At 70.4% G+C, this 18,110-nt stretch carries 17 protein-coding genes; 7 read left to right on the forward strand and 10 right to left on the reverse strand.

Translation table 11 applies throughout. From position 1 onward, the window contains the following. Window positions 1–7: 7 nt before the first annotated feature. The 3 genes from otsB to FB453_RS11060 all read right to left on the reverse strand — a co-directional run bounded on the left by otsB (window position 8) and on the right by FB453_RS11060 (window position 4,819). Window positions 8–2,572 (reverse strand): trehalose-phosphatase, encoded by a 2,565-nt coding sequence (otsB, locus tag FB453_RS11050; protein ID WP_112584176.1) that lies wholly within the window; start codon window positions 2,570–2,572, stop codon window positions 8–10. A gap of 41 nt (window positions 2,573–2,613) precedes the next feature. Further along, on the reverse strand, window positions 2,614–4,014 hold the full coding sequence (locus FB453_RS11055) for an alpha,alpha-trehalose-phosphate synthase (UDP-forming) (protein ID WP_030333449.1): 1,401 nt from the start codon (window positions 4,012–4,014) through the stop codon (window positions 2,614–2,616). A 142-nt stretch (window positions 4,015–4,156) separates the two neighbouring features. After that, window positions 4,157–4,819, reverse strand: coding sequence for a hypothetical protein (locus FB453_RS11060; protein WP_145789604.1), 663 nt, complete (start codon window positions 4,817–4,819; stop codon window positions 4,157–4,159). 209 nt (window positions 4,820–5,028) lie between these two features. On the opposite strand from FB453_RS11060, the gene ettA reads away from it, so the two are divergent. The 4 genes from ettA (at window position 5,029) to FB453_RS11080 (ending at window position 8,614) form a co-directional block, all read left to right on the forward strand. After that, entirely contained in the window at window positions 5,029–6,705 is a 1,677-nt protein-coding gene (gene ettA, locus FB453_RS11065; RefSeq protein WP_112584177.1) for an energy-dependent translational throttle protein EttA, read from the forward strand. 12 nt (window positions 6,706–6,717) lie between these two features. Beyond that, window positions 6,718–7,164 carry an acyl-CoA thioesterase gene (locus FB453_RS11070; protein ID WP_112584127.1) on the forward strand — a complete coding sequence of 149 codons (447 nt, stop codon included), beginning with the start codon at window positions 6,718–6,720 and terminating at the stop codon, window positions 7,162–7,164. Then, window positions 7,161–7,898, forward strand: coding sequence for a DUF8185 domain-containing protein (locus FB453_RS11075; RefSeq protein ID WP_145789606.1), 738 nt, complete (start codon window positions 7,161–7,163; stop codon window positions 7,896–7,898). The genes FB453_RS11070 and FB453_RS11075 overlap by 4 nt, the downstream gene beginning before the upstream one ends. A 131-nt stretch (window positions 7,899–8,029) precedes the next feature. After that, window positions 8,030–8,614 (forward strand): type III secretion system chaperone family protein, encoded by a 585-nt coding sequence (locus FB453_RS11080; protein ID WP_030333460.1) that lies wholly within the window; start codon window positions 8,030–8,032, stop codon window positions 8,612–8,614. A gap of 21 nt (window positions 8,615–8,635) precedes the next feature. Here FB453_RS11080 and FB453_RS11085 read toward each other — a convergent pair whose 3' ends face one another. From FB453_RS11085 to FB453_RS11095, 3 genes are all read right to left on the reverse strand, one after another. Further along, the gene (locus FB453_RS11085; RefSeq protein ID WP_112584129.1) at window positions 8,636–9,064 is read right to left on the reverse strand and encodes a globin; all 429 of its coding nucleotides are present in this window, start codon (window positions 9,062–9,064) and stop codon (window positions 8,636–8,638) included. 123 nt (window positions 9,065–9,187) lie between these two features. Further along, window positions 9,188–10,573 carry an MFS transporter gene (locus tag FB453_RS11090; protein WP_145789608.1) on the reverse strand — a complete coding sequence of 462 codons (1,386 nt, stop codon included), beginning with the start codon at window positions 10,571–10,573 and terminating at the stop codon, window positions 9,188–9,190. Between the two features lie 233 nt (window positions 10,574–10,806). Next, window positions 10,807–11,799, reverse strand: coding sequence for a mechanosensitive ion channel family protein (locus FB453_RS11095; RefSeq protein WP_482805329.1), 993 nt, complete (start codon window positions 11,797–11,799; stop codon window positions 10,807–10,809). Between the two features lie 403 nt (window positions 11,800–12,202). Between FB453_RS11095 and FB453_RS11100 the strand changes: the two genes are divergently transcribed. Beyond that, the gene (locus FB453_RS11100) at window positions 12,203–12,739 is read left to right on the forward strand and encodes an HNH endonuclease (RefSeq protein WP_030488239.1); all 537 of its coding nucleotides are present in this window, start codon (window positions 12,203–12,205) and stop codon (window positions 12,737–12,739) included. Between the two features lie 12 nt (window positions 12,740–12,751). Here FB453_RS11100 and FB453_RS11105 read toward each other — a convergent pair whose 3' ends face one another. Beyond that, window positions 12,752–14,347, reverse strand: a complete 1,596-nt coding sequence (locus FB453_RS11105; protein ID WP_145789610.1) for an erythromycin esterase family protein — start codon at window positions 14,345–14,347, stop codon at window positions 12,752–12,754. Window positions 14,348–14,482: 135 nt separating this feature from the next. On the opposite strand from FB453_RS11105, the gene FB453_RS11110 reads away from it, so the two are divergent. Further along, entirely contained in the window at window positions 14,483–15,175 is a 693-nt protein-coding gene (locus FB453_RS11110) for a TioE family transcriptional regulator (protein WP_486480230.1), read from the forward strand. Here the strand turns inward: FB453_RS11110 and FB453_RS11115 are convergent. The 3 genes from FB453_RS11115 to FB453_RS11125 all read right to left on the reverse strand — a co-directional run bounded on the left by FB453_RS11115 (window position 15,118) and on the right by FB453_RS11125 (window position 17,056). Beyond that, on the reverse strand, window positions 15,118–15,894 hold the full coding sequence (locus tag FB453_RS11115; RefSeq protein WP_486480238.1) for a class F sortase: 777 nt from the start codon (window positions 15,892–15,894) through the stop codon (window positions 15,118–15,120). The genes FB453_RS11110 and FB453_RS11115 overlap by 58 nt on opposite strands. A gap of 75 nt (window positions 15,895–15,969) precedes the next feature. Next, window positions 15,970–16,494 carry a hypothetical protein gene (locus FB453_RS11120; RefSeq protein ID WP_181518423.1) on the reverse strand — a complete coding sequence of 175 codons (525 nt, stop codon included), beginning with the start codon at window positions 16,492–16,494 and terminating at the stop codon, window positions 15,970–15,972. A 97-nt stretch (window positions 16,495–16,591) separates the two neighbouring features. Next, window positions 16,592–17,056, reverse strand: a complete 465-nt coding sequence (locus FB453_RS11125; protein ID WP_091405454.1) for an Lrp/AsnC family transcriptional regulator — start codon at window positions 17,054–17,056, stop codon at window positions 16,592–16,594. Between the two features lie 148 nt (window positions 17,057–17,204). On the opposite strand from FB453_RS11125, the gene FB453_RS11130 reads away from it, so the two are divergent. Next, entirely contained in the window at window positions 17,205–18,107 is a 903-nt protein-coding gene (locus FB453_RS11130) for a tryptophan 2,3-dioxygenase family protein (RefSeq protein WP_145789699.1), read from the forward strand. Window positions 18,108–18,110: the final 3 nt, after the last annotated feature.

The raw sequence follows: 18,110 nt of genomic DNA on the forward strand, positions 1-18,110 counted from the left end.
CTGTCGACTACTGCTTGAGCATGTTGTCCAGCAGCAGGGCACAGCGGATCAGACCGAGGTGGCTGTACGCCTGCGGGTGGTTGCCCAGGCCGCGCTCGGCGAGCGGATCGTACTGCTCGGGGAGCAGCCCGGTCGGGCCGGCGGTCAGCACCATCTGCGCGAACAGCTCCTCGGCGTCGGTGCGGCGGCCGGTGCGCAGGTACGCCTCGATCAGCCACGCCGTGCAGATATGGAAACCGCCCTCACGACCGGGCAGGCCGTCGTCCCAGTGGTAGCGGTAGACGACCGGGCCGCTGCGCAGGTCCGCCTCGATCCGCAGGACGGTGGACAGGAAGCGCGGGTCGTCACCCGGGAGTAGGCCGGAGAGGCCGATCCAGAGCGACGAGGCGTCCATGTCCTCGTCCCCGTACGCGACGCTGTACGCCTCGACGTCGGAGTGCCAGCCGTGCTCCAGCACGTTGGCGCCGATCCGGTCGCGCAGGTCCTTCCACTCGGGCCGGTCCTCGCCGCCGTGCTCGCGCATCACGTGCAGCGCGCGGTCGACGGTCATCCAGCACATCACCTTGGAGAAGACGTGGTGCCGGGGTGGCAGCCGGGCCTCCCAGATGCCGTGGTCGGGCTCGTGCCAGCGGCGGCGGACCGCCTCGACCATGTTCTCCAGGACCCGCCACTCGTCGTCGCGGACCGAACCGCGAGCGTCGGCGACGGCCGCGATCAGGTCGGCGATCGGGCCGAAGACGTCCAGCTGCAACTGGTGGTTGGCGAGGTTGCCGACCCGGACCGGCCGGGAGCCGGCGTACCCGGGCAGCGTGTCAATGACTGCCTCGGCGCCCAGCTCGTAGCCGTCGATGGTGTAGAGCGGGTGCAGGCGTTCCGGGTGCCCGCCGGTGCGCTCGATGCAGCCGTCGACCCAGCGCAGCAGCGCCTCGGCCTCCTCGACGGAGCCCAGGTCGACGAGTGCGCGGGCGGTCAGCGCGGCGTCGCGCAGCCAGCAGTAGCGGTAGTCCCAGTTACGGACGCCGCCCAGCTCCTCGGGGAGCGAGGTGGTCGCCGCGGCCAGGATCGAGCCGGTGGCCTCGTGGCAGAGCCCGCGCAGGGTGAGGGCGCTACGCGCGACCAGGTCCCGGGCGGTGGACGGCAGCCGCAGCGAGGCCACCCAGTCCTTCCACGGCTGCTCGGCGGCGGCCTGCCGCTCGTGGATCGGCACCCGGTGGTGCTCCAGGCTGTGCGTGCCGAAGCGCAGCTCCAGCACGACCTGCCCACCGGCGGCGGAGAGGTCGACGATCGCCTTGGCGGTCTCGTACCCTCCGTCGTTGCCGACCTCCCACTCCACGCCGGGGGCGTAGAGCGCGACCGGTTCGTTGGAGCCGAGCACCAGCAGGCCGTCGCCGAGCGGCTGCAACTGGACGGCCACCTGGCCGAACTCCGGCCTCGGCGCGAACTCCACCTTGGCCTTGCCACTGCCGGTCAGCACCCGGACCAGTGTCGAGTCGCCGGTGATGACCGCCGGGCTGTCGTCCGGGGTGGTCTCCCGGGCCGGCTTGTCCAGCCAGTCGGTGACGGTGAGCCCGGACCAGCGGGTCTCCACTGTCATCGTGCCGGAGCGGTAGCGCTGACCCAGCGGGATGCCGCCACGTTCCGGGGCGACGCTGAAGTGGCCGGCCGGGCTGCCACCGACCAGGTCGGCGAAGATCGCCGCCGAATCGGGCTTGGGGTGGCAGAGCCAGCTCACCTTGGCCTCGGGGGTGAGCAGAGCGACGGTACGACCGTTGGCCAGCATGGAGTGCCGTTCGATCGGCACCGCCCGCTCACCGAACAGCCAGTGCCGCCGGGTCTCCAGCAGCAGCGCCAGCGCCCGGGCGGCCTCCAGCGGGTCGGCCACCCGGTAGCTGGCCTGGGTGTCGCCAGGGCCGATCTTGATGCCGAGGTCGGGACCGTGCAGGTGGGCGAACCCGTTCTCGTCGGTGATGTCGTCACCGATGAACAGCACCGCGCTGGAGGCCAGCTGGGTCCGCAACTGGTCGAGTGCGGTGCCCTTGTGGGTGGCCACCACGGAGAGTTCGATGACCTCCTTGCCCTGGGTCACCGTGACGCCGTCGAAGGTGGCCGGACCGTTGCGGACCGCCTCGATGGCGGCGGCGGCAATCTGCGGGTCGACCCCACGGGTGTGCATCGCGACGCTCGCCGGCTTACGTTCCAGCCGGATACCCGGGTGCTGTGCGGCGATCTCACGCAGCGCGTTGCGGACCTGGGTCCGCACGGCGACCAGCTCGGGGGAGAGCCGCTCGACGAAGCCGATGTCGAACTCGGAGCCGTGGCTGCCGACGAGGTGCACCTCGCTGGGCAGCCGCGAGAGCGCGGCCAGGTCGCGCAGCGCCCGACCGGAAACCACCGCCACTGTGGTCTGCGGCAGCGCGGCGAGCGCGCGGACCGCGGCCACCGACTCGGGCAGCGGAACGGCTGTGCTCGGGTCCTCCACGATCGGCGCCAGCGTGCCGTCATAGTCGCAGGCGACCAGGAGCTGGGGGACCCGGGCGATCCGGCCGATGGCGGAACGCAACTCAGGGTCCATGACCCCGGTGGCGATTGCCGCCCCATCGTTGACGGGCGTGTTCACTCGGCCTCCGCCTCGGGAACTCCGAGCTCCGAGAGGAAAGACTTGGCCCAGTGGCCCACGTCGTGGGTACGCAGGTGACGTTGCATTGTCCGCATCCGGCGGCGTGCCTCGGTTTTCTCCACGTGCACTGCCCGGAGGAGGGCGTCCTTGACCGCGTCCGGGTCGTGCGGGTTACACAAAAATGCCTGGCGAAGCTCGGTGGCGGCGCCGGCGAACTCGCTGAGTACGAGCGCGCCACCCTGGTCGGCACGTGATGCTACGTATTCCTTCGCCACGAGGTTCATTCCGTCTCGCAGCGGGGTCACCATCATCACGTCGGCAGCAACGTACATCGCCGCCAGCTCACTGCGACTGTACGACTGATGGAGGTAATGGACCGCCGGCACGCCGACCCTGCCGAACTCGCCGTTGATCCGGCCGACCTCGCGCTCGACCTTCACCCGTAGTGCCTGGTAGTGCTCCACGCGCTCGCGGCTGGGTGTGGCGACCTGAACCATGACCGCGTCGGGAACTGTCAACTTTCCGTCAGCCAGCAGCTCCCGGAAGGCCTTGAGTCGCAACTCGATGCCCTTGGTGTAATCCAGCCGGTCCACGCCCAGGATTATCGTCTTCGGGTCGCCCAACTCGGCGCGGATCTGCTTGGCCCGCGCCTGGATCGCCGGATCGGCGGCCATCCGCTCCATCTCCTGGGTGTCGATCGAGATGGGGAAGGCGCCCGCCTTCACCTGCCGACCGTCGACCTGGATCATCTGCCCCTCGTAGCGCAGCCCGAGCAGGTGCCGGGCCAGCCGGACGAAGTTCTGCGCGGCCAGCCGCTGCTGGAAACCGACCAGGTCGGCGCCGAGCAGACCGCGAAGGATCTCGGTACGGAACGGCATCTGCATGAACAGCTCGATCGGCGGGAACGGGATGTGCAGGAAGAACCCGATCCGCAGGTCCGGGCGGAGCTCACGGAGCATCGCCGGCACCAACTGGAGCTGGTAGTCCTGCACCCAGACCGTCGCGCCCTCGGCCGCCACGTCGGCTGCGGCCTCCGCGAACCGGGCGTTGACCAGGCGGTACGCCTCCCGCCACCGGCGCTTGTAGGCCGGCGTCTCCACCGCGTCGTGGTAGAGCGGCCAGATCGTCGCGTTGGACTGGCCCTCGTAGTAGCGCTCCAACTCCTCGGCGCTGAGCGGGACCGGGTGCAGCCGGATCCCCTCGAGGTCGAACGGCTCGGGGGCGGCGCCGGTGCCACCGGCCCAGCCGACCCAGGTGCCCTTGTGTTCGGCGAGTACGGGATGCAGCGCGGTGACCAGCCCGCCAGGGCTACGTCGCCACTGCCGGCCCTCGGGTGTGCTCACCTCGTCGACCGGCAGACGGTTCGCCACTACGACAAAGGAGCTACGGACGGTCACGATCGGCCACCTCCGGGTACTGACGGGTCCACCGCGATGAGCGTACTGAGCGTAGCTGCGGCGTCTTGTGCCCCGTGCCGGAGTCTCCTACCCGCCTCGGTGCTACCGAATCCTAGAGGTGATCTTGTCGACAGCCCGCGGGTCAGAGGTCGATGATCGGCCATTCCTTCGGCAGCACCTCGCCGAGCAACTCCCGCCGATCCGTCATGATCGGTGTGATCCCCCGAGCCGCCTCCATCGCAGCCTGGGCCAGGTCCACGGCCGGCACACTCCTCAGCCATAGGCCCAGCGCAGCCGAGCAGTCCGCAGTCAGGGCCATGACCTGCGTCGAACGTAGAGCTGCAAGGAGGTCCAGCACCCACCACCCCTCCTGAGGAATGTGTCGGTAGGCGCTGGCCAGGCATCCCGCCGGGATGACCACCGTCAGTCGGCGATCAGAGGCCACCGCGATTCTGGCGGCGACATCCTCATCGCCACCGGCGAAGGCCAGCAGCGCCGGAGTGTCCAACACGAATGCCGATCTGCCAGGAGTGGCCGCCGGTTCATCCGGCCTGCTCGCTCCGGGTCCTGCGACGAGAGCGCCCAGTTCGGGTGTGATCTGCTCCAGCGCCGCGTTCAACACGCGCCCGGCCCGCTTCAGGTGAGCCGGAGAGAGCGCGAAGCCCGCCTGCCGGAGTGTGCGCAGGATGCGCTCGGCGGCCATGTCCTTTCGTACGCAGTCCGCCACAAAGGCCGAGATGTCCGGTTCCTCGGCTAGCCGGTCGGCCAGCTCGTCCGGCAGCTCGATGACGAACTCGGTAGACATCGAGTCACCATAAAAAGCGGACTGCCGAGCGGCAACACGGCGCGCTTGCGTACTCCTGGGGCGGGGTGATGTGGGCGAAGCGCGCCGTACCTGTCAGGATTGACGATGGCGTGCGCGCGGCCGGCTCCCGGCCGGCGGCGGCGGGCGGTCCTCGCAGCCCGCGCCGCGCCGCCGATCAGCGACAGCAACCGACGGAGGTAGCCCGCACCGTGGCCCAGTACATCTACGTTCTGGAAAAGGCGCGCAAGGCGCACGGCGACAAGGTCGTGCTCGACAACGTCACGTTGAGCTTCCTGCCGGGAGCCAAGATCGGTGTGCTCGGTCCGAACGGCGCCGGTAAGTCCAGCCTCCTCAAGATCATGGCAGGGCTGGACAAGCCGAGCAACGGCGAAGCCCGACTCATGCCCGGCTACACCGTCGGCATGCTCGCCCAGGAGCCCCCGCTCAACGAGGCCAAGACCGTGCTCGGCAACGTCGAGGAGGCGGTCGCCGAGACCAAGGCCAAGCTGGAGCGGTTCAACAAGATCGCCGAGCAGATGGCCACCGACTACTCCGACGAGCTGATGGAGGAGATGGGCAAGCTCCAGGAGGAGCTTGATCACCTCGACGCCTGGGACGTCGACTCCAAGCTCGAACTGGCCATGGACGCGCTGCGCTGCCCGCCGCCGGACGCCGACGTGACCCAGCTCTCCGGTGGTGAGCGTCGCCGGGTCGCGCTCTGCAAGCTGCTGCTGGAGGCGCCCGACCTGCTGCTGCTCGACGAGCCCACCAACCACCTGGACGCGGAGAGCGTCTCCTGGCTGGAGCAGCACCTGGCGAAGTACGCCGGCACCGTCATGGCGATCACCCACGACCGGTACTTCCTCGACAACGTGGCCGGCTGGATCCTGGAGCTGGACCGCGGCCGGGCGATCGGGTACGAGGGCAACTACTCCACCTACCTGGAGAAGAAGGCCGCCCGGCTGGCCGTCGAGGGTCGCCGCGACGCCAAGATGAAGAAGCGCCTCACCGAGGAGCTGGAGTGGGTCCGCTCCAACGCCAAGGCTCGGCAGACCAAGTCCAAGGCCCGCCTGGACCGGTACGACGAGATGGCCAACGAGGCGGAGAAGACCCGCAAGCTCGACTTCGAGGAGATCCAGATCCCGCCGGGCCCGCGCCTGGGCAGCACGGTGATCGAGGCGGTCGACCTCAGCAAGGGCTTCGGCGACCGGCTGCTGATCGAAAACCTGTCGTTCTCGCTGCCGCGCAACGGCATCGTCGGCATCATCGGCCCCAACGGCGTCGGTAAGACCACCCTGTTCAAGACCATCGTCGGGCTGGAGGAGCCGACCGGCGGTCAGGTCCGGGTCGGCCCCACCGTCTCGCTGTCGTACGTCGACCAGAACCGTGAGGGCCTCAACGGCGACAAGACCGTCTGGGAGGTCGTCTCCGACGGGCTGGACTACCTGATGGTGGGCAAGGTCGAGATGCCGTCGCGGGCGTACATCGCCGCGTTCGGTTTCAAGGGCCCGGACCAGCAGAAGCCCACGAAGGTGCTCTCCGGCGGTGAGCGCAACCGGCTCAACCTGGCGCTGACCCTGAAGATCGGCGGCAACGTCATCCTGCTCGACGAGCCGACGAACGACCTGGACGTGGAGACGCTGTCCAGCCTGGAGAACGCGCTGCTGGAGTTCCCCGGCTGCGCCGTGGTCATCTCGCACGACCGGATGTTCCTGGACCGCGTCGCCACGCACATCCTGGCCTGGGAGGGCGACGACCAGGACCCGTCAAAGTGGTTCTGGTTCGAGGGCAACTTCGAGGCGTACGAGAAGAACAAGATCGACCGCCTCGGTGCGGAGGCCGCCCGGCCGCACCGGGTGACCTACCGCAAGCTGACCCGCGACTGACCGGCCGAGAAGGTGTCTGACCGCTTCGTCTACCACTGCACCCTGCGCTGGTCCGACCTGGACGCGTACGGCCACGTCAACAACTCGCGCTTCCTCACCCTGTACGAGGAGGCGCGGGTGGCGTTGATGTTCGCCGGGGGTCGGGCCTGGGGCGTCGGCTCGTTCGCCGACGGGGTGGTGATCCGCCGGCACGAGGTCGACTACCTGCGCCCGGTCGACTACGCGCTCGGCCGGGCCACCGCGGAGGCGGCACCCACAGTGCGGATCGAGCTGTGGGTGGAGGAGATCCGGGCCTCCCGGTTCACCGTCGCCTACGAGCTGTACGACGGTGAGGTGCTGGCCAGCCGGGCCCGCTCGGTGCTGGTGCCGTTCGACCTGACCCGCCAGGTGCCGCGGCGGATCACCACCGAGGAACGGGACTTCCTGCTCACGTACGCGCCGCAGGGCGGTGTGGCGTGACCCGGCCGGGCACCGCCGAGCCGGGCCGGACGGCAGCGTCTACCCACGGTGTCGCCGGGGTGGCGGACGCGGGCGCCTTCCTGGCCCGGCTGGTCCGGTTGGATCCGGTCGCGCCGGTCCGGCTGCGGCCGGCCGGCGCACCGGGCCGGGTCGCCCTGTGGGCCCGGCTGCCGTGGCAGGTCCTGGTGGTCCGCACGGTTGCCGGTGGGCCGGCCGACGGCGTCGCGGAGGACGTCACTGTGGCAGCCGCGGAGCTGCTCGCCGAGCTGGAGCGGGGCGGCACGACCCTGCCGACCCGCCGGGACGCCCAGTGGCGGTGGCCGCTGCCGCCGACGCGGAGCCACCAGGTGGAGGCGCTGCCCGTTGCCGAGTTGCGACGGATCGCCGACGCGGCGGCGGGCACCCTGCGGACGGCGAGCGAGCAGGGTGTGGCCGGCCGTGCCGTGGGCCAGCGGGCCCTGCGTGATGCGTTGCTCGACCACGTGGCGGTGCTGATCACCCCGGACGGGACGCCCGCCGCGCCGGTCGAGGTGCCGCAGCGGCTGGTGCAGGGGTTGGTCCGGATGGGCTTCCTCGGCGCCGCCCACGGCTCGACGGCTGACGAGGGCGGGAACGCCGTTCAGGTGCGGGTGGCCGGTCGTTGGGTCGGCCTGGTGGGACCGCACGGAGCGGCTTGGTTGCAGAAGGCCACGGATCTTGCCGTGACACCCCTGAGCGCTCGTCCGAACGGATGACCCCGGATCATTCTTCTGGTCAGGGGCGGTCGTTGGGGGGGTGCTTCAACCCGGCTGTCCGGGTACCGTCCATCCTCGGATCCAACGCACCGTAGGCGACTGGATCCGCTGGGGAGTGAGGTGCGCGAGCGATGCCGTGGTGGTCATGGCGCCCCGGTCCCGCCGACGGCGGCGATCCGGAAACCCGAAGCGGGATCACAGTCGATAGCGCGGTCCGGATCGGGCCGCCCAGTCCTCGCCAGCCGGGGGACGACTGCCCGTCCAACGAGCGGCCCGTGCTGACCGAGATGCCCGCCACCGTCGAGCCGGTGAGTCTGCGCCGGGTCTGTGACGCGCTCGATCTGCTCGACGTGCGTTACCTGGCCGACGGCGACGGCAACCTGCTGGCGATGTGGGAGCGGCACGCGGTGCTGGTCACCCTCGAAGGGCCGGAGGACGAGATCCTGGTCATGCGGGCACGTCCGCACGCCACGGTCCCGCCGGACTGGGCCGACCGGGCGTACCGGGTGGTCAACGAGTGGAACCACACCCGCCGGTTCTGCAAGGCGTACATCGGTGACCCGACCGAGCGCGGTCAGCTACCGATCTACGCCGAGCTTCAGGTGCCCCTGGGTGCCGGCACCCACGACGCGCTCCTGGTCGAGATGCTCGACTGCGGCGCGGCGGTCGCCACCAGCTTCGTGGACTGGCTGCACGACGAGGGCGCGCTGCTCTGACGCCGCTCCGGGTGGGGTGGGTCAGCCGGCGTTGGCCGGGTCGTCCTCGACGTTGACCATGAAGTACGCGGCCCGCTCCAGGTAGTCCCAGAGGGTGCTGGCGATCTCCGGCTCAAGGTCGAGCCGGTCCACGGCGCGGCGCATGTTCCGCAGCCAGGCGTCCCGTTCGGCCGCGCCGATCCGGAACGGCGCGTGGCGCATCCGCAGCCGCGGGTGCCCGCGCTGAGCGGAGTACGTGTTCGGCCCGCCCCAGTACTGCATCAGGAACAGGGTCATCCGGTCCGCGGCCGGGCCCAGGTCCTCCTCCGGGTACATGGGTCGCAGCAGGGGGTCGGTGGCGACGCCGGCGTAGAACTCGTCGACCAGCTTGCGGAAGGTGGGTTCGCCGCCGACCGCTTCGAAGAGAGTCATCGACGCACCGGGACGGTCGGATTCACCTGCGGAAGTCACCGTTCCATCCTGCCAGGTGCGTCCGGTGCCGACCCGACCCGCACGGCGTGCGTCGGATCACGCCGGGTCGACAACCCCGAATATGGGGCACCCGGCCTGCTCGGGTGGGGGCCGGTTCGACGGTCAGGTGACCGCGTGCCGGCGGTGGCCATCACCGGCATGCGGGTCGGACGTGCCTTCCACCGGGCGGTCGCTGGTCGGCTCGCCGAGCCCGGAGGGTCGCGGATCGGCGTTGGCCAACGAGGCGGCGGTGATCGCGTCGTCCACCGTCTGCCGGTCTGGCCAACGCAGCGTGGCCACCGCCATCAGCGCCACCCCGGCTGCGCTCCAGACCCCCACCACGACCGGAATGGGGAACCGTTCGGCGAGCATGCCGGTGACCAGCACCGCGAGGCCCTGGATGACCTGTATGCCGGTGGCCATCACCCCGAAGGCGCGGGCTCGGAAGCCGTTGGGCAGCGCCTGGACGAACAACCCGTTGGCCATCGGCATCATGCCGGCGACTGCGAACCCGCAGAGCGCGGCGAGCAGCGCTACCACCAGCGGCGGGGGGTCGAGCAGCACCGGTACGAGCATCAACGGGGCGATCACCGCGAGCGGCCGCATCAGCTTCAGTCGGCGAGCCGGCCCGAACAGGCGACTCACCAGCAACCCACCGAGAATGAAGCCGACCGGGTTTGCCACCATGATCGCTGCTTGTGCGGTGCCCGCGCTCACCGCGCCACGGCTCTCGTCGTTGGCCCAGGCTGCGGCCAGACCCTCGGGAACGATCGAGAAGAGCATCGAACTGAACACCAGCACCGCGATGGCCCGCAGCACCGGTGTGCGGAACACGATGCCGAACCCCTGCCGGGTCTCCTGCAACAGGTGGCTGCGGTGCTCCGGGTTCATCACCGCCGGGCGGTGACGCACACCGAGGCGAACCAGCAGCGCCGAGAGACCGAACGTGACCGCGTTGAACAGCAGCGCCGCCTCCGGGTCGACCGCGGCGACAGCGGCGCCGAAGACGTACCCCACGACCTGGGCGGCCTGCCCGACGCTGCTGTTCAGCGACAGCCCCAGCACCAGTCGGTCCCCGGTGAGCAACTGCGGGATCAGCGCGGACTTCGCCGCCTGGCTCGGTGGGTTGGCCAGCGTGGCGGCGAAAATGAGCACCAGCACCGCCTGGTACGGCAGGCCCGGAATGGCGATGAGCAGCATCAGCGCCATGCGGATGATGTCGCATGCCACCATCACCCGTCGGAACGGGTATCGCTCCGCGAGTGCGGCGAGCACGGGACCGCCGAGCAGCCAGGGCAGGAAGCTGACCGCGAAGGCAGCCGCGGAGAGCGCGACGGACCGGGTCTGCTGATAGACGAGCAGAGTTACGGCGGCCTTCGCGACATAGTCGCCGACCCAGGAGAGAGCGCCAGCCACGAACACAGCCCGGAACTCGCGCTGGGCGAAGACTTCGCGAAATGTGGCGGGGCCTTCCGCGGAAGGTCGCTCGTCAGGCACCGTCGCCTCCATCGGCCCCGGCTCGGCCGCTCGTGGCAGCCCGGCCGGAAGCGCTCGTCAGATCTACGGATCAGCGAGGATGTGATCACGCTTTGGTGGGAACGCGTGCTCCGGATTCTGCCCGATCGTCTGACAACTAGCTAGGTCGAACGGGTCGTTCGTCGCCTCCCCGACTGAACGAACGGACGATACCCGAGGGGCCGGCCGGCTCGCGACCCCTGAATTGCCGGACAGTGTCGGCGGTGTCAGGTGGCGCCGCCCTGACCGGTCTCACCCTCGGGCAACGGACGGGTCGACAGACCGGGATAGATGCGGGCCGCAGCGATCTGCGCGGTGATCCCCGAATTTTCCAGCGCCTCGGCGAGACGCCGACGCAGTTCCCGGCCCACCGCGAACTGCCCGTCCGCTGTGGTTTTCACCACGGTGCGGATGACCGCGCCGTCCACCGTCACCTGCTCGACACCCAGCACCTCGGGCGCCTCCACGATTTCCGGTGACAGCTCCGGGTCCATGGCGATCGAGGCGGCAGCGGTCCGGAGCACCGCCGTGGCCTCCTCGGTGCTGTTGAAACCGATGGGCAGGTCCACCACCACGAGTGCCCAACCCTGGCTCTTGTTGCCCACCCGGATGATCTCGCCGTTGCGGATGTACCAGAGCACACCGCGGCCGTCGCGCACCGTGGTGACCCGCAGGCCGACCGACTCGACCACGCCCATCGCCTCGCCCAGGTCGACGTTGTCACCCACGCCGTACTGGTCCTCGATCAGCATGAAGAGGCCGGCGATCAGGTCCTTCACCAGGCTCTGCGCGCCGAAGCCCAGCGCGACGCCGGCGATCCCCGCGCTGGCCAGCAACGGAGCCAGGTCGAAGCTGAACTCGCGCAGGATCATCAGCAGCGCGATGCCGAAGACGAACGCGGTGGTCAGGCTGCGCAGGACCGACCCGATCGCCTCGGCCCGCTGCCTCCGTCGCTCGGGCACGAACTCGGCCGGGTCGACCGCGGCGGTGGGTACCCGCTCGCGCAGCGGCCGCAGCATCGTCGGCACCGCACCGTCGGTGGTCGTCCGGACCAACCGGTTGATCGTCCGGTGCAGCGCCCAGCGGGCCACCATCGCCAGTGCCAGGATCAGCAGCACGCGAAGCGGTTTGAGCAGGATCCAGTAGCTTCCCTCGGCGAACCAGGCCGACCCGGTGATCCGGTAGATCCACTCGCAGGAGGTGCTGCCCTGGCAGCTCACCGAGACGGCGTCGGGCAGGGCTAGGGGCGTCACACTGGCGGCACTCACTCTGTCTTCGTACCGCAAGGGGCCCGAGCGCCCGCCGCCGACCCACCGGCCGGACGCCACAGCTCGCGCTCGCGGCCGCCGATTCGATCAGGCGGCCGGCGCAGGTCCGGTACCGGTGAGACCGGCGGCGGGGGTGTCACACGTCAGCGTCCGCCCAGGCTGGAGCAGTTGCCCGTCCCGGCGTGGGTGATCCGCTTACCAGAAGAGAGATTAGTACGTGCAATCCGGGGTCCGATCAGGGACTATTGGCGCAACGGACGTCGGTGATCGGCCCGGCGTCGACCGTGTGGGCCCCTGTGCCCGGCCCCGGTCGGCGGCGGTCCCCAGCAGCCGCTGAACCGGGAGGGTGAGCGCGATGCCTGACATACGACCCACGGTGGGCTCCGGCGCGCTGGTCCTCAACGCCACCTACGAGCCGCTGTGTGTCGTGTCGGTGCGTCGCGCCGCGATCCTCGTCCTCTCCGCCAAGGCGGTCTGCGTCGCCGACGGTGACGGCATCCTGCACAGCGCCCGGGACGCGCTGCCGGTGCCATCAGTGGTCCGGCTGACGCGCTTCGTCCGGGTGCCGTACCGAACGCATGTCGGGCTGTCCCGCCGGGCGATCTTCGCCCGGGACGGGTGGCGGTGCGCCTACTGCCGGGGCCCGGCCGAGACCATCGATCACGTTTTTCCGCGCAGCCGCGGTGGCCGGCACGCCTGGGAGAACGTGGTCGCCGCGTGTGCCAGGTGCAATCACACCAAGGGCGACAAGACCCCGGCCGAGATGGGTTGGCGGTTGCACGCGTTGCCGGCGCCGCCGAAGGGCACCGCCTGGCGGGTGCTGGGCCACCGCGCCCCGGACCCCCGCTGGGCCGACTGGCTGGACCTGCGGGAGCCCGAGGCAGCCGCCTGACCACGGGCGTGGTCAGGCTCCGGGTTGCGGGCGGACTGCCCGGCGCGCTGCGCGTTCGTGGCGGTCGACCGCTCGGCTGTACGCGATCGCGAGTAGCCGGTCGATCTCGGGCAGCAGTTGCGGACCGGGCATGACGATGCTGGCGAAGCCGTACTGTGCGTAGCCCGGGTGCGGCACGAGGGTGTCCAGTCGGGCGAAGTCGAACTCGTGCCGGTGCTCCTCGAACGCCTTGGGCGGGAAGCCGAACAGCCGCTCGAACTCGGCCCGGCCCAGGTCCAGGTTGAGGCGGAAGACGCCGGGGCGGTCAAGCTGTGCGGCCTCGTCGAAGCCGGGCACGTCGTGCTCGACGATGGTGGCGAACGGCTGGCGGCGGTCCGGGCCGACGAAGAAGAACCGGTCGCCCCAGGCCGCCTCGGGTGATCCGTTCTCCTCGGTCGCCACGACCTGCTCGACGCCGGGCAGTGCGGCGATCCGATCGGCGAGCACGGCCGTGTCGACACCGGTCGGGACGTGCAGGACCGCGTCGGCGTGTTCGATGGTGGCCTGGTCCAGCGGAAAGTAGCGGTAGTCGTGCGTTCGCTTCTCGGCCGCCGCGATGTCGGACGTCGGCAGGTACCGGGGAAGGCCGGTCTCCTGCTGAAGTCGCCCCTCGTAGGTCGAGGCGGCGGGCGGCCCGATGCCGAGTGCCGGGCTCGCGCCGAGGCTGCCGGCGATCACCGCGTACCGGTCACCCAGCAGCGACGCGATGATGGCGCCGGCGCCGGCCCATGTCACCTTCGTGTCGGCCAGCGTCATCGTGCTCAGGTGACGCTGGAGGTGCGTGTTGTGCGCGAAGACCAGTGTGGGCCCGCGGTGTGCCTCGGCCGATCGGATCGCGAGCAGGTTCTCGGCCATCAGCGCGTCCCGGACCGCGGCCAGGCGGGCGAACCGTTCCTCCTGGGCCAGTGGTGCGGCGGCTGCGGCGTGGTAACGCAGCAACGCGACAGCGGCCGTGGCGTGCACGAACGCGGCCCGCCAGCCCGCTGACTTCCACGGTGCCCGCAGGTACAGCTCGGTCAGCAGGTCGTCGGCGAGCACCCGCAGTCGCTGGGCGTTGATCGAGCGCCCGACCGATCTGCCGGGTTCCCAGATCGCGGCCGTGTCACTCCACAGCACCTCGTCCCCGATCAGGTCGTCGATCTCGGCAGCCCGGTCCAGGTCGAGGAACTGGCAGACGTGGGTGAGGTGGCGGCGCGGGCTCGGGGCGCTCTCCAGCTCCACCGGGGCGTCGAAGCCGTGCAACGTCAGGCGCTCGGCGACCGGCCGTCCGGCGTTCCACTCCCGCATCCGCAGCAGGAGGTCGCGGTTGGCCGGGGCCGCTCCGAATCCGTGGCTGAACCCTTCGGCGAGGGCCCGGTCGAGCGTCACAGCGGCGACGCCCTGCACGAAGTCGTCGGCGATCAGCCCGGCCGTCCGGTCGCTCTCGAGGGCGATCGAGCGGTAGCCGTGCTCCGCCAGCGACAGAAGGGCCTCGTTGCGGAGCTGGAGGAAGGCGGACTCACCGTGCGTCGGCTCGCCGAGCGCGAGCAGGTCCGGGGATACCGCCAGCAGGTCGAGAAAAGGTGGCATTCCATGAACCGTATCGTTGAACCAGCGGTTGAGACTTACGAGCGGTGGAGTGCGGTGACAGGCATAAAAGCTTCAAACCCGGGGGTACGCCGACCAGTCGACCTCGCGCGCGCCCACGGTCTCTCCGCGCAGGCCGTGCGCAACTACGAACGAGACGGCTTCCTGCCTCCGGCCCAGCGGACGCCGAACGGCTACCGTCGCTTCACCGAGCTGCACGTCAAGGCGCTGCGTGCCTACCTCGCGTTGATCCCGGGCCACGGCTATGCGGCCAGTGGCGAGATCATGCGGGCCGTCAACCGGGGTGAGATCGACACGGCGTTGCGCACCATCGACCAGGGCCATGCCCTGCTCCAGCGCGATCGGGAAACTCTGGACGCTGTCGAGGCGGCGGTGGCGACGCTCACCGGAACGAGACCGCAACCGCAGAGCCAGAAAGCCGTGCCGATCAGCGTGCTGGCTCACCGGCTCGGTCTACAGCCGGCCACGCTACGCAAATGGGAGCGGGCCGGCGTGCTGCGACCGGTACGTGATCCGGTGACCCACTACCGGCTCTATTTGCCCGACGACGTCCGTGACGCCGAGCTGGCCCACCTGTTGCGCCGTGGCGGGTACCGGCTCGACCACATCGCCGGCGTGCTGCGTCGCGTGCGTGACGCTGGCGGTGCCGAACCGCTCGCCGCCTCGCTGCGCCAGTGGCGGCAACGGCTCACCGAGCGAGGCCGGGCCATGCTCACCGGGGCCGCCGGGCTCGCCGAGTACGTCGACGCTTGTCAACCACCGGCACGCGCCTTGACCAGCGAGGCGAAGACCACCACGTTGTCCGCGTAGCCGGTCTCGCCACCGACCCACTGGCCGCCGCAGGTGATCAGTCGGAGGCTCGGGCGACTGAAGTCGCCGTACACCTCGTCCACCGGCAGTCGGCCCTTGTCGAACTTCTCCACCGAGTTGACCTCGAAGACGGCCACGCGCTGGTCGGTGCGGGTGACCTCGATCTCGTCACCGGAGCGCAGTTCGCGGAGTTTGTGGAAGACCGCCGGCCCGCTGGTGGTGTCGACGTGCCCGACGATCACGGCTGGGCCGTACTGGCCGGGGGTGGGCCCCTGGTCGTACCAGCCGGCCTCCTGGGCGCGGCCCGCGTCCGGCACGGCGATCGTGCCGTCCGGGGCGATGCCGACGTCGTGTACGGGCGCCCGCACGTCGATTTTGTCGATGGCGAGGCTGGTCGGCTGGCTGGCCGGCAGCACCGGGAACTTCTTCGGCGGCGGTCGCAGTCCGGCGCTGAGCCGGTCCGGCAACAGGCTCATTCCGGTCACCTGCTCGACGCCGAGCATCGCCACGATCAGCACCATCAGCGCGGCGATGGCCAGCACCGGCAACCCGGGACCCGTACCGAACCGGTGCCGAGTCGACCCCGGCCCGGCCGGACGCCGCGGCGGCAGCGGACGGGCGGCCGGGTCGGTGGTGGTGACGCTGGCCGACACGGCCTGCCCGGCGACCCGACGTAGCCGTCCGGAGACGCGGGCCACCAGCCGGCCGGACGCGCGCAGCGCCGGCCCGGCCCGGAGGCGGGCGCGGCGATCCGGCCGCGCACGCGCGGATCTGCGGGTCATGGGTGATCCGGCTCAGGAGCCGGCTCCCGGCCGACGTCGGCCGCCGGCCATCCCGAGCACGATCGCGGTGGCCACCAACGCCACGCCACCGAGCACCAGCAGCGAGCCGGTGCCGCGCCCGCCGGCCATCCCACCGCCACCGGTCGCCGGGCCCTTGCTGGGTGAGGCCATGTTCAGCACGGTCAGCGTGGTCGACGATGTCTGGCCGTTCTCGCAGCGCAGGTCGACCGGGTAGTCACCGGCCGGCTTGTCCCTCGCGATGGTGGCCTGCGCGGTCAGGAAGCCCTTGTCCGGTTTGAGCTGCACGTGCCCGAACGCGTCGGAGTGCACGCTGGACTGCCGGTTGTTGTTGTCGTTGTCGCAGCTCGCCTTGATGTTGACCCGGCTGCCGGCCTGGGCGCTGTTCGGTGTCACCTCGACGAAGACGTTCTCGCCGGCTCGCGCCGGCGCGACCGACAACAGGACGAACGCCCCGACCAGCCCCACCAGTGTCAGTACGGACGAGAGCGCGCGGTTGATCGTGCGGATTGCCTGCATGATTTCCCCCCAACCGGCGACGACCGCCGGAACCCTCCCCTGGGCACGCGGGCTGCTTTCCCGCTGGCGCGGGGGCAAACCCGCACTGTGGGCGGGGTCAGCGTGGGCGGGGGATGGGCCCGGTGGCGGGGAGGGGGGTGACGGGGTGCCAGTTCAGCGGGGAGGACAGGACCATCGTGCTCGATGGTTGGCCGTACGGGGCGAGACGGTCGATGACCCCCTCGAACGCGCCGATCGAGCCGGCCGCCACCTTCAGCACGCTGCACGCGTCCCCGGTGATCCGGTGGATCTCCAGGATCTCCGGCCAGTCGGCCACCGCCGGGTCGTGCAGGATGCACCGCGCGCCGTAGCAGGACATCCGGATCAGCGCGACCACGGTGCGGCCGGCGCGGCTCAGGTCGACGTGGGCGTGGTAGCCGGTGATGATCCCGGCCTCCTCCAGCCGGCGCACCCGCTCCGCGACCGACGGTGGGGACAGGTGCACCCGCCGGGACAACTCGCTGAAGGAGAGCCGCGCGTCGGCCTGCAACTCGCGCAGCAGCGCCCAGTCCATGTCGTCCACGCTCCGACCTTACTTTCGTGAACCGACTTCGCCTAGTTGCCTTTGGTTTGCCAGGTGAAGGGACCGAGAGCCGTTGATTCGGCATTCCGCAGGCCGATCCGACCGCGAGATCATGACGTCGGCAAGTCCGGGGGAGGGAGACGAGATGGTGGATCAGACGGAGCGGCGGGCGCCGAACCGCCGTGCCACGGTGCAACCGGTGACCCCCGGGCAGCGCGCCGCGCAGGCGGAACGCACCGGTGGTGTGCCGACCCTGGAGTTCGCCGACATGGTGCCGTACGACGCGTACGTGCAGGCCAGCGCCCTGCACAAGATGCAGCACCCGCTCAGCAGCGACCCGGGCGAGATGTCCTTCCTGATGGTCAGCCAGATCATGGAGCTGTACTTCGGGCTGACCTGCCACGAGCTGCGGGAGACCCAGCGGCTGATCCGCGCCGACCAGATCTGGGAGGCGTTGGCACCGCTGGGCCGAGCCAAGCTGCACCTGGAGGGGCTTAACGCCGCCTGGCAGGGCCTGCGCTGGATGAGCCCTGCCGACTTCAACCGGTTCCGCAATCTGCTCGGTGAGGCCTCCGGCTTCCAGTCGGCGATGTACCGGCAGTTGGAGTTCCTGCTCGGGCTGCGCGACCCGACGCTGATCCGCCCGTTCCGCCGGCAGGCCGAGGTGCACGCCGAGCTGAGCGCAGCACTGGCCACCCCGAGCCTCTGGGACGATGTGCTCGCGCTGCTCGCCCGGCGCGGCTTCGACCTTCCCGCCGACCTGCTCGACCGCGACGTGGCCGTCGAACACGACCCGCACCCGTTGGTCGAGGCGGCCTGGGTACGGATCTACGACGACGCCAGCCCGGACAATCACCTGCGGCTGCTCGGCGAGGTGCTGAGCGCTGTCGCCGAGGAGTTCGGCGACTGGCGCTGGAACCACGTCAAGGCGGTGCAGCGGACGATGGGTGCCAAGGTCGGCAGCGGAGGCTCCGCCGGCCTGGCGTGGTTGCAGCGCAGCATGGCCCGGGTGGTCTTCCCGGAGCTGTGGTCGGCCCGCACCGCGATGTGACCG

It is taken from the genome of Micromonospora sp. CNZ322, assembly GCF_007827755.1.